7 protein-coding genes and 1 pseudogene are annotated in these 15948 nt (G+C 61.4%); 6 read left to right on the top strand and 2 right to left on the bottom strand.

Annotated features, from left to right (window positions below):
- The first annotated feature begins 77 nt into the window (after positions 1–77).
- The 3 genes from VT03_RS27985 to VT03_RS27975 all read left to right on the top strand — a co-directional run bounded on the left by VT03_RS27985 (position 78) and on the right by VT03_RS27975 (position 7702).
- Complete coding sequence (locus VT03_RS27985) at positions 78–2324, top strand: AAA family ATPase (protein ID WP_075096061.1); 2247 nt, start codon at positions 78–80, stop codon at positions 2322–2324.
- Positions 2325–2480: 156 nt separating this feature from the next.
- Positions 2481–4883 carry a PD-(D/E)XK nuclease family protein gene (locus VT03_RS27980; protein WP_075096060.1) on the top strand — a complete coding sequence of 801 codons (2403 nt, stop codon included), beginning with the start codon at positions 2481–2483 and terminating at the stop codon, positions 4881–4883.
- A gap of 212 nt (positions 4884–5095) precedes the next feature.
- Complete coding sequence (locus VT03_RS27975) at positions 5096–7702, top strand: alpha/beta hydrolase-fold protein (RefSeq protein ID WP_075096059.1); 2607 nt, start codon at positions 5096–5098, stop codon at positions 7700–7702.
- A gap of 296 nt (positions 7703–7998) precedes the next feature.
- Here VT03_RS27975 and VT03_RS27970 read toward each other — a convergent pair whose 3' ends face one another.
- The gene (locus VT03_RS27970) at positions 7999–9279 is read right to left on the bottom strand and encodes a molybdopterin-dependent oxidoreductase (RefSeq protein WP_075096058.1); all 1281 of its coding nucleotides are present in this window, start codon (positions 9277–9279) and stop codon (positions 7999–8001) included.
- Positions 9280–9598: 319 nt separating this feature from the next.
- Between VT03_RS27970 and VT03_RS27965 the strand changes: the two are divergent.
- The 3 genes and pseudogenes from VT03_RS27965 to VT03_RS33840 form a co-directional block, all read left to right on the top strand.
- Positions 9599–9892, top strand: a pseudogene (locus VT03_RS27965) (hydrolase); the annotation flags it as partial.
- A 156-nt stretch (positions 9893–10048) separates the two neighbouring features.
- Entirely contained in the window at positions 10049–11548 is a 1500-nt protein-coding gene (locus VT03_RS27960) for a PfkB family carbohydrate kinase (RefSeq protein ID WP_082846588.1), read from the top strand.
- A gap of 115 nt (positions 11549–11663) precedes the next feature.
- Positions 11664–12194 carry a hypothetical protein gene (locus tag VT03_RS33840; RefSeq protein WP_156514812.1) on the top strand — a complete coding sequence of 177 codons (531 nt, stop codon included), beginning with the start codon at positions 11664–11666 and terminating at the stop codon, positions 12192–12194.
- A 773-nt stretch (positions 12195–12967) separates the two neighbouring features.
- Here the strand turns inward: VT03_RS33840 and ppdK are convergent.
- Entirely contained in the window at positions 12968–15697 is a 2730-nt protein-coding gene (gene ppdK / locus VT03_RS27955) for a pyruvate, phosphate dikinase (RefSeq protein ID WP_075096055.1), read from the bottom strand.
- Positions 15698–15948 lie beyond the last annotated feature (251 nt).

Genomic DNA, 15948 nt, shown 5'->3' with positions numbered 1-15948 from the left:
TCGAGAGACAAGTGGGAGCGGGCCTGGGCAGGGCGGACCGGAGTCAAATCACGAACTGACACTGCGGGAACGGGCCGATGGAACTCACGACCGATGCGGTGTGCCGAGCGGGCCAGACGTCTCAGGGGCACGAGATGGACGCGACGAAGGAAACCTTCTTCCAGGTCATCCGCGGATCGAACCCCTTCGATTCCAAGCGCGTGACGTCGCTCCCCGACGAGAACGACAGTCACTTTGTCGACGTCGAGGAGATCCACGCCACCTACCTGGAGCGGCTCAAGGGTTGGACGAATGATATCCGCGGGGCGGATCGGTCCCTCGGCGTCCTGCTCACCGGCAATCCCGGAACAGGGAAGAGCCACCTTCTCGCCCGCTACTGCCGCTGGGCGAAGAAGGAAAAGACCGCCTTCTACGTCTACCTGCACAACGTCATGGCGTCGCCGGAATGGATGTCGCGGCACCTTCTGCGGTCGGTGATGAGCGCCCTCGTCGAAGGACGCGACTCCTTCGACGACTGCATGCTCTACCACCTCGTCCATCAGGCCCTGAAGACGATCATCGCCCGCCAGAACCTCCCCCGAACCTTGAACCGCGAGGTCGCCCGGAAGGCGTTCGTCACCGCGATGCAGGACGCCGGCCTGCGTCCGGACCGGATCAACGCGCAGATCATCACGGTCCTGTTCGCGTTCTTTGAGAAGATCAACGCCTCGCCGGAGGTCAAAGGGCCGGCGAAAGCGTTCGTGAACAACGTCGTCGACTGGCTCTCGGGCAATTCGATCAGCGAAGAGGCAGCCCAGGAGATCGGACTCCAGCCGCAGAGCGACGATCTCGACGAAGAAAAACTGATCCGCCTGAAGGACGAGCACCACATCGAACAGGTGCTGCTGGTTCTGGGCTCCCTCTCGGGCATCGCCGGCCGGGCCCTGCTGATCTGCCTGGATCAGGCGGACAACCTGACCGAAGCGCAGATCCGCTCGCTGATGCGGTTCCTGCATGCGCTCCTCGACTCGTCGAAGCATCTGATCGTCGTGACGTCGGGAGTGAGAGAAACCTTGATCTCGTTCCTCGACAAGAACGTGATCACGGAGGCTCAACGAGATCGCATCGCCGAGCAGCACCTGGAGTTGCCGCTCGTTCCTCAACAGCAGATTCGTAAGCTGCTGGCGGCAAGACTACGCCGCGTTCGACAGCGGTTTCAGCAGGTTGCCGAACTTCGGCTGCACTTCGACGCACACGCCTACTTCCCCCTCTCGGAGAAGGAGTACGAGGAACAGTTCGGAAGTTATCCGGACGTCCGCCCACGGCAGGTCCTCAAGTGGGCCAGTGACGCCTGGGAAACGGAACGCGATCGACTTCAAAGTCTCGGCCCTGACCAATGGCTCAAACTGTGGGATCTCGGTACTTCCGATCCGCCGGTCGATGACAAGCGAACGCGGGACGAGATCATCGACGCGGCCGTGAACGAGGCGCTCAACGAGGCGATCGCCGGACGCCTCGACCATCCGGGCGCGCTCCCTCCCGATGCCGACAACCTCGCGACGGTCGTCCAACAGCTCGCCCGCCACTGCATCGGCCGTCCGGCGTACACGATTCAATCCATCGTGCGGATCGAGGGCCGGCTTCCTCCCTACCATCTCGAGGCCGAAGAAAAGGAGTCGAAGTCCGGAAGGAAAGTGACCAGCGGCGTCGCGTTTATCGCCACGAACGACGGCCGTTCTTCCGTCCCGGCCCTCCGCAGGCTGCTGCAATGCCCGAAGGCGCTGGACCACCGCATTCTGATCACCGATGAAGAGCGAGCTCCGCTTCCGCAAACACCGACATCCAAAGACCTCTACAGCGACCTTGTCCGGTTGAAGTCCTCGCGGTTCCTGCACATCAAGCTGACCTTTCAACAGTACGTCGAACTCGATTCGCTTCGGTCCGTCATTGTTCAGGCCGCGGATATCCTCATCGAACATCCCCGCGGCAGCTTCAACTCGCTGACTCCAGAGGAAGTCGCCGAATCGCTCCATCGCCAGAACCGCCTGGTTCAGCATCCGGTTCTGCAGGAACTGCTGACGGAGCCGACCACCCCCATCGGTCCCGAAACCCCGCCCCCTCCGACGGAAGAGGAGGTCCGAACGATCATCCTCGGAAACCTGGGATGGATGATCTCGATCACTACGAACGAGGTGACCCAGGCCGCCTTGCAGAACACGAAGGAGGTCCGGGCCCCGTTTGAGGCAGTGCATGAGCTCGTGGTGACGGTCGCCAGAAAAATGGTTGGAGAAAACCTGCTCGCGACGAAGGACCATCAGAACGGCCTGCTGCTCCTGCAGCCTTAGGCTCTGATTGGAAACTCACACCAGCCCGACGCGCGAGCGAGGGACGACGCGGAAATCCCCTCGCTGGCGCTTCGGGCTAGTGTGGACTGAACGACTCGCAAATCCGTTGTCAAACAGAGCCTGGGACGGTCCTGATCTCACCGACAGAGGCGTGTTGTGCCGTTCGTTCCGCCGTTTCACTTCTCGGTCTCGCAGATCCGCAGCGCGGCGACCTGCCCGCGAATCTTTTATTTCGACTCCGAGTACAACCGGCTGCACCGGCCGCAATCGCCGCGAGTCACCCGGACCTGGACCGTCGGCGGGGACGAGTCGACCGCGGCGGGGGGGCTGTTCCACAACTCGATCGAACGCTTCAACTGGCTGGGCCGCCGGAAGCCGGAGCTGCTGGAGCTCATCGAGCGCTATGACAGCAGGGACGGTCTGCTGCAGGAGGTGATGCGGCTCTTCCACCACGAGGCGCTCAACCGGACACAGCTTCACAGCAAATCCGCCGAAGTCATCCAGAACTTCACGCGCTGCGTCCGGCTCTACTTCCAGGAGTTCGTCGACATCGTGCATTACGGCCGCAGCGTCGGCCGCACCCCGCAGGAGACCGTCCAGCAACTGTTCGCCGATCTCTCCAAGCGGCTCGACGTCACGTTCCATGTGGGGCCTCGGCAGTCCCCCGTCCATGTCACCGGCCGCCTCGACTACATCTTCTTCGACTGGCGGTCCGACGCGCTGCGGATCCTCGACTACAAACTGATGCCGGACACGCATCCCAATCACGACCTGTTTCAGGTCGTCACCTACTCGCTGATGCATCACCACCAGCACAGCACCCGCTGCGGCGCGGGAGTGCTGTATCTGCATCCCAAGCGGGTCCTCCACGAGCTCTCCTGGGACCAGGTTTACGAACAGCGGCACAAGGTCTACGACCTGCTCGCCTCGATGGCGGAGTGGCGGCGGTACGGGGAGAACCCGGACACCGGCCTCAAACCTCGCGGCGAGCCGTCCGTCTGCCAGGGCTGCAAGTGGAACAGGCACGGCTACTGTGAGAAGACGCTCGGGCCGAAGGAGGAGGGAAGCTTCGTCACGTGGAGCAAGACGGCTCTTCAAAGCGATGAGCTCGCAGTGGATAAGGGCCCGTCTGTCAGCCTCGATGAGCCGGAGCCCCCCTCGCTTGAGGAACCGGATGAGGTCGATGTCGCAGCCGAACTTGAGGAGGCGGCGCAGCGGACGTCCCGACCAGGGAAAGACAAAACCTCATCACGACCACCAGACGCCTCGCGAAGCTTGCATCTCGGCAGAGTCAAAGGGGCGGGCGGCGCGGTCGAACTCCCCGTCCGCAATCTCTCGACGCACACGGCGGTCGTCGGAGCGGCCGGAAGCGGAAAGACCTGGTTCGCCAAGATCCTCGCCGAAGAGGCGATTCTCAGCGGTGTCCCCGTCCTGGCGATCGATCCCCAAGGGGACCTCGTTCAGTTCCTAAAACAGCGGCCGATCGAATCCGTCCCGGCGGAGCAGCGGGAGCGATACCGCGAGTACGTCCGGCGCGTCGAACCACGGATCTTCACGCCCGGAACGTCGCATGCCACGCGGCTCTGCCTCAGCCCGATCCGCCTGCCGAGCCTGCAGGACCTCGAACATGAGCGTCCCGACCGCCGCCAGGAAGAGTACGACGGGATGATCCATGCCGTCGCGATGGACCTCGTGTCGCTCGTCGGCTCGACGCCGCGGGGCTTCGATCAGCAGCAGGCGTTTCTTGCGAAGGTCCTGCGGGGGCTCGTGGCAAAAGGTAACGCAACCGAGATCCAGCTGACCGACATCGCCGCGGCGGCCTACTCCCCGGACTCGATCGGAGTCGACGACGCCGATCTCCTGATGACGAAGGCCAACCGGGAAACCCTGGGCCGGCAACTCTACGCCCTCGCCTCCGGACCGATGTCGCGGCTCTTCACCGGCGGACAGCCGCTCGACCTCGACGTCCTGCTCGCGCCAAGTTCCCCGGGCCGGGTCCCGCTGAACGTCATCTATCTCAACACGCTCAACGACCAGGAGAAACCCGCCTTCGTCGCGGCCCTCGCGACCGAAGTCTACCGCTGGATGACCTGCCGCGGCGGAAGCTCCGAGAACCCGCAGCTCCTCTTCTATCTCGACGAAGCCCGCGACTTCCTCCCGGCGGGGACCGCCCAGCCTCCCGCCAAGCGGCCGGTGACGCGGCTCTTCACGCAGGGGCGGAAGTACGGCGTCGGCTGCCTCGTCTGCACGCAAAGCCCGCGTTCGGTCGACTACAACATCTTCGGAAACTGCAGCACCAAGCTCATCGGCCGACTCGAAACCTCACAGGACTCAGAGAGAGTCTCCGAGTGGTTCTCCAATCAGGGCCCCCGTCCCCCCTGGATCGGCGCCCGCACCGGGGCAGAGAAGGGGACATTCGTCGGCCGCTGGCCGGACCAGCCGGACTCCCTGGACGGCGCCGTCTTCGAAACAAGAACGCTGTTCTCCGTTCACGAAGGAGCGTGGACGGCTGACCGAATCGAAAAGGAGCTTCAACAGGCGGCCCCCCCTCCAGCGTGACTTCGATGCAAGTCCGCGTCACAGATCAGTCGGCAGGGTAGCTGGGGCGCTTTAGACGCGAGAAGCACAGGAATGGCGTTCATGGCCCCAGTCCTATCCAATAGTAGCCACCAATTCCTCGTCTGGGGCTATCACGCGTACTCCGAGAGCATCGCCGGCCAGCGCCCCAGCCACCCTGCCGCAAAAGTCAGTCAACGAATCGGAACCAGGTGATGAAGCAACTCACGCAAGGACTGATCTGTCTCTGCTTCGTGGTGACGTCTCTCGCTGTTCGAGCTGAGGCGCAAGAGCAGCCGGATCGGGTCGTTCACGACGGCGTTCCGCAGGGGAAGCTCACAGCGGGGCAGTTCAGCGACAGCCAGGTCTTTCCCGGGACGAAGCGCGACTACAGCGTCTATGTGCCGGCTCAGTACAAGGGGGACGAGCCGGCCGCGCTGATGGTGTTCATGGATGGGGGCGGATATTCGAATCCCAAGGGGGACTTCCGGGTCCCCGTGGTGTTTGACAACCTGATCCACCAGAAGAAGATGCCGGTCACGATCGCGGTGTTCGTCAATCCGGGCACGATCGCGGCGACCGCCAAGGGAGCGAAGGATCGCAGCAATCGGTCGTTCGAGTACGACTCGATGGGCGATCGTTACCCGAACTTCTTGATCGATGAGTTTCTGCCCGTCGCCCTGAAGGGGCTGAATGTTTCCGGCGACCCGGCGAAGCGCGCCGTGTGTGGGATTTCGTCCAGCGGCATTTGCGCCTTCACCGTGGCGTGGGAGAAGCCGGAGCAGTTCGGCAAGGTGCTCAGTCACATCGGAAGCTTCACCAACATTCGCGGGGGCTGGGCCTATCCGGGGCTCGTTCGCAAGTCGAAGACCAAGCCGAAGGCGATCAAGGTCTATCTGCAGGACGGGCGCGACGACCTCAACAACCTGCACGGCAATTGGCCGCTGGGAAATCAGGATCTCGCGGCGGCTCTGCAGTTCGCGGGCTACAAGTACAAGCTCGAGATGACGGACGGCGGACACAGCGGCAAGTGGGGCGGGGAGCGGCTGCCGGAGGCCCTCAAGTGGTTGTGGGACGAGAGTAGCGAGAGCACGAACATTCCGATCGTCGAGACGAAGCCGGCGTGGGAACCGCATCCGGATGCGGTCGCGAAAGAGGGGGTTCCCAAGGGGACGCTCGAGCAGATGCCGGTCTTCGAGTCGAAGATCTTCGCCGACACGACGCGGGCGTGGTCGATCTATGTGCCGGCTCAGTACAAGGCGGACCAACCGGCCGCGCTGATGGTGTTTCAGGACGGCGAGGGGATGAAGAACACGAACGGCCGCTGGCGGGTGCCGACGGTGTTCGACAACCTGATCGCCCGCGGAGACATGCCGACGACGATCGCCGTGTTCATCAACCCCGGCCACGAGAAGTCGAAGCCGCAGGAGAAAGGGAAGCACTCGAACCGGAGCCTGGAGTACGACGGCCTCGGCGATCGGTACGTCCGCTTCCTGCTCGAAGAGATCATTCCCGAGGTCCGCAAGAAGTACGCGATCTCGGATGACCCCGAGATGCACGCCATCGGCGGGTCCAGCTCCGGAGCGATCTGTGCCTTCACCGCCGCCTGGGAGCGAACCGACTCCTTCCGCAAGGTCTATTCCAGCGTCGGCAGCTTCACGAACCTGCGCGGGGGGAACGTCTATCCGTCGCTCGTTCGCAAGACCGAGCCCAAGCCGATCCGGGTCTACATGGCCGACACCAGCGGCGACGTCGATAATGTGGCCGGAAGCTGGCCGTGGGCCAATCAGCAGATGGCGTCGGCCCTGAAGTATGCGGGCTACGACGTCCGCTTCGACTGGGCAGAAGGGTACGCCCACAACGCCGACTTCGGCGGTGCGAAGTTTCCCGAAGCGATGAAGTGGCTGTGGCGCAAGGAAGCTCACACCCCGGTGCTCGATACGCGGGGCGATCTCGGCGGCGACCTGACGCTGCTCAACCTGCTGATCCCCGGTCAGTCGTGGGAATCTGTTGCGGACGGACTCGGCTTCGCCGATGCCCTCTGCGCGGACAAAGAGGGGAATCTGTACTTCTGCGACATGAAGGCTCCTGCGGTGTTCCGCATCAGCGCGGCGGACGGCACCCGCAAGGAGATCTGCAAGGAGTCCGTCAGCGGTCTCGAATTCAGTCCCGATGGCTCGCTGCTGTATGCCTGCCAGGGAACGAAGAGCCGCGTGATCTCGATCCATCCGGGGACTGGCGAGGTGAAGGTCGTCGCCGAAGGAGTCAAACCGAACGACCTCGCGGTGACGAGCGACGGCTTCATCCTCATCACGGAAACCGGAACCCAGCAGGTGACGCGGATCAATCCCCAGACCGGCGAAGTCGCCGCGGCCGACAAAGGCGTCAGCAAGCCCAACGGCATCGCGGTCTCGCCCGATGGGGGGACGCTCGCCGTCTCCGACTACGGCGGGACTCACACCTGGACGTATCGCGTGAACGCCGGCGGAGTGCTCGACGCCAAGATGCCGACGATGCCGATGCGGCTCCCCATCGATCCGAAGGGGGATTTCAAGTTCAACGAGCCTCCCCCGTACATCCAGAACTCCAAAGGGGATGGCATGGCGGTCGACAAAGCCGGTCGCTTCTATGTGACGAGCGATCTCGGCGTGCAGATCTTCGATCCGACCGGACGCCCCTGCGGAGTGCTTCCGAAGGTCGACAAGGATCAGCCGCTCACCACCTGCATCCTCGCCGGCCCGGATCACAGCACGCTCTACATCGCCCACGGCACGAAGATCTATCGCCGCAATCTGACCGTGGAGAAAGCAAAACCGCGTTGAGAGAGAGCGGACGGCACGGGGTGGCACTACGGTCGGTACTGTCGAGGAAGTACCGGAGTGTGCCACTGGTTCTTCCAGTGCCGATGTGCAAGCAGATGGGATGGAGCGACCTCAGAGACCACGAGAGGACTCGAAGCAGATGAACTTGCCGACGCAGGAGAAGCGACCTGCGGGAGCCCTATCGTCTCCCAATGCTCGCCTTCTGACTTGCTGAGTCGATCCGCACTGGCGGAGCCAGTGGCACACAATCACTCACCATTCGACAATGCCACCCTGCCGGGAATGTCAGGCGGGAGTCACTCCGTCACTTTGAATCGAATCGCCTCGATCGCGGCGTATCCGGACTTTCGGAATGGGCGGGGCATCGGTTGGCCGTGCCCCCGTTCGTCGACGCTGCGACAACGGAAGGTGTACTCGCCGGGCGGAAGCGCGGGGAGTCGGCCGGCCCAGTGGGCGTTGGTGAGTCTGAGCGGCCAAGCCTTGGGGACGCCATGGTCGTCAAATCCATAGGTGCCCGCGGGAACTCTTCCGCCTTCGAGGCCGGTCCATTTGTCAGGGGCGGGCAGAAGCTGGGCGTCGGTCCAGGGGGCGGTGGTGAAGTACGGGTCGTCCTGCGCGTGAGGCTGGGCTTCGGACTCGATCCAGACCTGGACTTTAGAGAGGCCCGCGACCCCGACCTGGGCGTAGCCGGAGGCCAGGATCTCGTCGCCGGTCTTGATCTCCCTCGGGAAGGAGAGCGTTGCGGCAAAGGTTTTCAGGGGGCTGTCGACGTCGTTGTTCTGCTCGGCATAGGTGTCGTTGGCGGCGGGAAGGTTGGTGAGGTAGAGGTGGGTCAGCCACTTGATCGATTTGAAGCCGTAGTGCTCGGGGACGACGACCCGGACCGGCCCGCCGCGTTCCGCGTCGAGCCATTCGCCGTTGAGCTTGTAGCAGAGGATGACCGGCGGGAGTCCGGGTGGGTCCTCGAGCACGCGACCGACCGGGAGCGAGCTGCGGAACATCTGGGCCGGGTCGTCGTTGTGGTAGCCGTAGTAGAAGACGCGGCGGAGGTTTTCGCGCGGGGCGGTGAGCCAGATCAGCTCGCGAAGCGGGACCCCTTCCCAGAGCCCCATGCCGAGCGGGCAGCCGAGGTTGAGGCAGGTCATGACCTTGGGGAAGCGGACGGCGTGCTTCTCGGCCAGCCTCAGCAGTGCGGGGAAGTCGAAGGCGGTTCCATCGGCCTTGGTGAACTGGCGTCCGAGTTTGGCGGGGTGGTCGGGATCGGAGAGAACTTCGAGACGCCAGGTCTCCCGCGTGAGGCCGACTTCGGTCTTCTTCTCTTCGGGGAGGGAGTGTGGCAGCGGCCTGCCGCGCGAGACGTCTTGAAAATCCTGCGTGGGGGTGAAGTAGGGCTCGGGACGGACCCCGGCTTTGGGCGGTTTGGCTCGTTTGAGTGGGGACGGGGCGGGGGCCGGCGGTTTCTCTTCGGCTTGCCCGATGCTGGTCAACTCGGCTGCCGCGAGACTGACGACACCGGCTTTGAGAAAGTGGCGGCGGGTGAGTTCGAAGTGCTCGTCGAGGAAGTCGGAGCGATTCATGACGACGCTCGCTGCGCGGGATCACGAAGGGAGAGACGGCCGTGAGACTTCGCGATTGGGAGCATAGTCGAAGGGTCACTCCGCTGCATTCGGCGAGGTGCGGCCCTTTGCACGACGATGCCCAATGAGTTAAGCGGCTGCGTGGCACTCACGGAAAGTGAGTGACTGTGTGCCACTGGCCAGTGCCAGTCAACGTGGTCGGGTGGCACGCCCTGAAGGCTCTGCGGAAGGGCGTGGTGGAGTCGAGCCCAATGCTCCGATTCCATGTCCCGCCCGGCGTGGACTCGGCCACGCCCTTCGAGGACTCAGGGCGTGCCACCCGACCGATCCAAAGGGGGAGTTCAAATTCAACGAGCCACCCCCGTACATCCAGAACTCCAAAGGGGATGGCATGCCGGTCGACAAAGTCGGTCGCTTCTATGTGACGAGCGATCTCGGCGTGCAGATCTTCGATCCGACCGGACGCCCCTGCGGAGTGCTTCCGAAGGTCGACAAAGATCAGCCGCTCACCACCTGCATCCTCGCCGGCCCAGATCACAGCACGCTCTACATCGCCCACGGCGCGAAGATCTATCGCCGCAATCTTACCGTAGAGAAACCAAAACCGCGTTGAAAGAGCCCGAACGAGTGTAACGCGGCAGGGTGTCGGGGCTGGCCCATGGTCCAGCCCCGGCCACCCTGCCGACTGTGCAATCGTCAGCCATCCGAGACAGTTGTCGACGCCCGCTGGCCCCCCGGCGCTAGCCAACTGCGACAACAATGAGATCAGATGACGACAGTGCACACTGTCGGTACACTTCTGCAACATGAGGGCCAACTCCACATACAAGCGGGCGGCCTCACCTACAATCGCAGAAAAAGTCGGCTCTGCAAAACCAAGAAAGAGGCATTTGTGGGACGAATCCTAGCACTGGGCTCTGTCCACATGGACATTATTGCGAACATTGATCGCAGCACAAAAAAAAATGTCGACAAGATTGGATCTCTGACTTACACCGTGGGAGGCACCGCATTTAATGTCGCCGCCAACTTGCGACACGGCGGCCAGAATGTCGCTCTCTACTCCGTACTCAAGGCGGGGAGCCACAGCTCGACGACTATCACAGCAGAGATGGGGCGACGCGGCATATCTACTGCTTATATTCGTTTTCAACGCCTGCCCGCGGAGAGTGGGTTTATTGCGCACACCGAAAACGGAGAAGTCCAAAGCGCCGTCTCATGCATTGGCATTCAAGATGCCAACCTAGACTACAACGACATCGCAAAAGCAATAAACAACAGCTCCCTGATCGCAATTGACTGCAACCTTGCAACGGAGCAGATCCACCAGCTGCACAAACTTGCAAAGAAGTCTGGCAAGCCGCTTTGCATTTGTGCCGTATCCGAGAGCAAAGTGTCCAGAATATTCAACAACAAGTTCAGCGACAGTGGCCCGGCGTTCAAGTTTGTAATACTGAACCAAAATGAACTCGCCAAAGCCACAGCCGGCAAAACAGCCATCAGCACCGAGGAACTATGCAAGTCATTTTCAACAGAATATATCATACTAACAAAAAGCCAAATTGGATTCGACGTTATCGAACCCACAGCGAGACACGAGAATTTAAAAGTCAATGTGGAACACGTCGTGTCGCCACTTGGTGCTGGCGACGCTCTGTATGCTGCAATGTGCCATCACTTCTCGGCCCAAGGGAAACTCAGCATCGAAGAAGCAAAAGAAGACGCCAGAAGATTTCTGGTACCAGTCCTGACTTCAAAGCATGCTACGCCGGTAGTCAAGGGTCCTCACAAAGGGCCATCACCTGACAGGACCTCGGTTCTTGCAATCGGCGCACTGCTTGGGGCAGTTACGGCAGTCGTGTACGGCTTTTTCGGCCCCGGCCTCACCCGTTTCACATTCGGAATTCTGCTGATCGTGGTCGCTGTACTATCAGGATTCTCGGGGTGCCAGATAGACCTCTTAATTACCCAAGAGGAAGCCGACCCATTTAGAGCAATCGACAGAAAAAACGCCATCGTCAAACAAGCATTCGGCGTTGCTGCAGGCGTCATATCCGCCTTCTTATTCTTCCTCCCGCAGTTAATCGGAAGCAGAGAGTTCCAAGACCTGAAGCAAAGCGAACCGGTGCCATTTGGCCTGCAAGTATTGATACCATTTTGTTTTATCGTAGCTTTTATTGGGGGGCTCACGGCTGATGCGATTCTTCGCCGCGTAAAACTGATTGATATCTCGAAAATAGAACCCTCAAAAGCCGAGCGCCCAGAATGAGCCTCGCGGCAACCAGAAAGACAAAAGCGGCAGCCTGTCAGCGATCGACACCGCAAAACCACCAAAGACAGCACTTTCTCAGCGGCAAACCTATTTCAACGAAGGCAACCTCACCTTGGAACTATCGCAGAACCTTCAATTATGCCAGATTGCCGTCACAACTTGCGGTTTTACATTTGCCATAGTGCAGCTCAACATCGAGTATGCATGGCGCCGCAAACAGTTTGCAATGAATGTTCTTGCCGAATGGAACAGTCGAACGGGCACTTATCGCCGAGGAATTGAAGAGACTCTTCCAGGCCTGCTTGATGCGTCGGGGCAATCACCAGAGAGAAGAATAACCCGAGACTTAGCCAAGGAGATTTACCTATCCGACAAAGCAGGCAAATACTGGGCATTACGCGGGCATATCGTCGAATTGTTAAACTACTGTGAATACATCGTAGTCTGTTACGACAAGCATGTCGGTGACCAAGACATCCTAAAGAACTCGCTGTTTGAAACACTAAAAAGATGGTACTTCGAGCTTTCACATTACATGATCGTGGCAACCGAAGAGCGAAAATATAACCCTTGGGAGGCGTTGGAAGTCTTCATGAAACGAAACTTTCCAGATATTGACGAAGGCAACGAACAACGTGCATGAGATGCCGCGTATTACGTAGTGCCATCGACAAATGAGCTAAAACCATTTGCCACAGCTGTTTGGCTGGATCTGGACTGACGGGACGCCCCCGGAGAATTGCCGAGTGTGCTCTACTAGTCGACCTAGCAGTAAATGTCGCATTTTGTGAGAGTTTGTTCTGCGGACATGGAAGGACTGACGTTCAAGGAGGACGGCATGGGAAAGAGCATCGGGAAGTGGGCGGTACAACTGACGGACGCGGCAGGGTGGCCGGGGCTGGACCAACGGGAAGCCCCGGCGAACGTTGCTAGCGTTTGACTCCCGCCATCACTCGCCCGTCCGTTTTTGCCCCCGAGCGGAAGGGCTCTTCTTCGAAGTGCTGCGATGGCCCTGCCACTCGCATCTCAAACCCTCCGAATCGGGTCGTTTGTCTCGAACTTCGTCGGATCAGGGTCGAGGAACCGTGGCAAGCAACAGACGTCCGCCTTACGGAGTCAGCGTTGAGGACTCCTTCACACCACACCGCTGGCCTTGCAACCCCCGCGGGTTGAGTAGGGGGCATCCGACACGTTCGCCAAAGTTGGATAAGTGCTCCTTCAGAAATCTCTCGACGGCCAGGCCTCCGGCGGGCAAGAGGGCTTCGCCCCCTTGCATCCCCCACCAGGGTGGCCCCTGGACCCGAACCAGACGACACGTGAGTTGAGCCCTGCCACCGCTCACGACTCAGTCACAAAAAAAAGAGGGGCAGACCTCTCGGCCTGCCCCTCTCTGTCACTCACATCAGATCGATCCGCTTAGGACTCGAGCGCCTGCTGAGCCGCGGCCAGCTTCGCAATCGGAATCCGGAACGGCGAACAGCTCACGTAGTCGAGGCCGAGCTTGTGGCAGAACATGACCGAGGACGGTTCGCCCCCGTGCTCGCCGCAAATCCCCAGCTTCAGCTTCTCGCGGGTGGCGCGGCCGTCCTTGCAGGCGATCTCCATCAGCCGGCCGACACCGGTCTGGTCGATCTTCTGGAACGGGTCGTCACCGATCACGTCGTTCTCGCGGTACAGCGGAATGAACGAGCCGTAGTCATCGCGGCTCATGCCGAGCGTCGTCTGCGTCAGGTCGTTCGTTCCGAACGAGAAGAACTCGGCGGTCTTCGCGATCTCGCCGGCGGTCAGCGCCGCACGCGGGATTTCGATCATCGTGCCGACCTGGTAGTCGACCTTCACACCCTTCTCGGCGAAGACCTTCTCCGCGGTGTCGCGGATGATCTTCGTCTGGTGATCGAGCTCGGTCTTGAAGCCGACGAGCGGCACCATGACTTCCGGATGGACGTCGACACCCTGCTTCTTGAGGTCGGCGGCCGCTTCGAAGATCGCCCGGGCCTGCATGGCGGTGATTTCCGCGAACACGATGCCCAGCCGGCATCCGCGGAAGCCGAGCATCGGGTTCGTTTCCTTCAGCTCTTCCACGCGGCGCTCGACGGTCTCCTTCGAGATCCCGACCGCCTTCGAGAGACGATCGGCGAGGCCGTCGTCGTCGTGCAGGTGGTGCTCCGAGAGGAACTCGTGCAGCGGCGGATCGAGCAGACGGATCGTCACCGGCCGGCTGCCGAGGGCCTTGAACAGCGTCGTGAAGTCGGCCCGCTGGAACGGCAGGAGCTTGGCGAGCGCCTTCTCCCGCTGTTCCTTGGTTTCCGAGACGATCATTTCCCGGAATTCCTGGATCTTCGAGAAGAACATGTGCTCGGTCCGGCACAGGCCCACACCTTCGCAGCCGAACGCGTCGGCCAGGTGGGCTTCGTCCTGCTCGGCGTTCGCCCGGACCTTGAGCTTGCGGTACTTGTCGACCCAGCCCATCAGCTGGGCGTAGCGGGTGTAGGTCTCGGACTCTTCCGGCTTCATCGTCTTCTGGACGAGAACCTGGACGATCTCGCTCGGCTTGGTCTCGACCTTGCCGCTGAAGACTTCGCCGGTGAATCCGTCGATGCTGATCCAGTCCCCTTCCTTGAGGGTCGTGCCGCCCGACGAGATCGTCCCCTTGTCGTAATCGACGACGAGCGAACCGCAACCGACGATGCAGACCTTACCCATCTGGCGGGAAACGAGCGCGGCGTGCGAGGAGGCCCCGCCGAACGCCGTGAGAATTCCCTTCGCGACCTTCATCCCGCGAAGGTCTTCCGGGCTCGTTTCCTTACGGACGAGGATCAGCTGGACGTTGTTGTCCTTGTTGTAGAGCGCTTCCGCATCCGAGGCGTGGAAGACGATCTGGCCGGTGGCGGCCCCCGGACCGGCGTTGATCCCCTTGGCGATCGCGCGGTTTTCCTTGGTCGCCTTCTTCTTGGCTTCGGTGTCGAAGATCGGCTGGAGGAGCTGGTTCAGGTCGTCTGCCGGGATGCGGCGCTTCTGGAGGGCTTCCTTCTCGGTGATCAGCCCTTCGTTGACGAGGTCGACCGCGATGCGAACGGCGGCGAAGCCGGTCCGCTTGGCGTTACGGGTCTGGAGCATCCAGACGCGGCCTTCCTGGATCGTGAACTCGACGTCCTGGACTTCCTTGAAGTGCTTTTCGAGCTTCTTGCCGATCTCGTCGAGCTCGGCGTGGGCCTTCGGCATGTCCTTGCCGAGGGTCTCTTCGATCCGGAGCGGGGTCCGGATCCCGGCGACGACGTCTTCACCCTGAGCGTTGATCAGGTAGTCGCCGCAGAAGCCCGGCGTTCCGACGGCACAGTCGCGGGTCAGGCCGACGCCCGTCGCACAGCCGTCGCCGAGGTTGCCGAAGACCATCGCCTGGACGTTGACGGCCGTCCCCCACTCGTGGGGGATGTTGTACATGCGGCGATAGACGATCGCCCGGTCGTTCATCCAGCTGCTGAACACGGCGCCGATGCAGCCCCAGACCTGTTCCATCGGATCGGTCGGGAACTCGCTGCCGGTGTGCTTCTTGATGACCGCCTTGTACTCGGCGACCAGTTCCTTGAGCTGCTCGGCGGTGAGTTCGTTGTCGAACTTCACGCCCGCCTTCTCGCGCTTGTGCTCGAGGAGTTCTTCGAAGTGGTCCGGGTCGGTCTTGGTCTGGGGCTTGAGGCCCATCACGACGTCGCCGTACATCTGAATGAAGCGGCGGTAGCTGTCCCAGGCGAACCGTTCATCGCCCGACTTCTTGGCGAGGGAGATGACGGTCTCGTCGTTCATCCCGATGTTGAGGACGGTGTCCATCATCCCGGGCATCGACTCACGGGCGCCCGAGCGGCAGCTGAAGAGGAGCGGGTTGGTCTTGGAGCCGAACTCGCCCCCCATGACCTTTTCGACTTCCTTGAGGGCCGCTTCGACCTGAGCCTTGAGCTCGGGGGGATACTTGCGGTCGTTGGCGTAGTAGTAGTTGCAGACCTCGGTGCCGATCGTGAAACCGGCCGGGACCGGCAGACCGATGTTGCACATTTCCGCCAGGTTCGCGCCCTTGCCACCCAGCTCGGCCTTCATCTTGCCGTTGCCTTCTCCCTTTCCACCGGAAAAGGAGTACACGTACTTCGTCGCCATCTTCGGATCCTACTGGCTAAACATTTGTCGAAAAAGAACTTACGGCGCCGTATCGTTCGCGCCGCAAGCGGCGCGATGTCGTCTCCGCCGCGTGGTCACGGCAGCCGCTGCGCGGAGCCTCAGCGGACCACGTCCGTCGGGACTTCGGCGGGACGGTAGCAATCGCGCCGCCAATCTTCAAGGAATGGGTCTTGGGTGATCGGCGGAACCAGTGGCTGGTCAATCCCTTTGGTCTCATCCGAGAGACTCGC

The organism is Planctomyces sp. SH-PL14 (assembly GCF_001610835.1).
Lineage (GTDB): Bacteria > Planctomycetota > Planctomycetia > Planctomycetales > Planctomycetaceae > Planctomyces_A.
Note: the sequence above shows the minus strand (reverse complement) of the source record. Positions and strands in the feature narration are given on the sequence as shown.

Bases quoted from the DNA above. Each gene is read 5' to 3' on its own strand.
- VT03_RS27985 (WP_075096061.1), top strand. From the start codon at position 78: ATGGAACTCACGACCGATGCGGTGTGCCGAGCGGGCCAGACGTCTCAG.
- VT03_RS27975 (WP_075096059.1), top strand. From the start codon at position 5,096: ATGAAGCAACTCACGCAAGGACTGATCTGTCTCTGCTTCGTGGTGACG.
- VT03_RS27970 (WP_075096058.1), bottom strand. From the start codon at position 9,279: ATGAATCGCTCCGACTTCCTCGACGAGCACTTCGAACTCACCCGCCGC.
- VT03_RS27960 (WP_082846588.1), top strand. From the start codon at position 10,049: ATGACGACAGTGCACACTGTCGGTACACTTCTGCAACATGAGGGCCAA.
- ppdK (WP_075096055.1), bottom strand. From the start codon at position 15,697: ATGGCGACGAAGTACGTGTACTCCTTTTCCGGTGGAAAGGGAGAAGGC.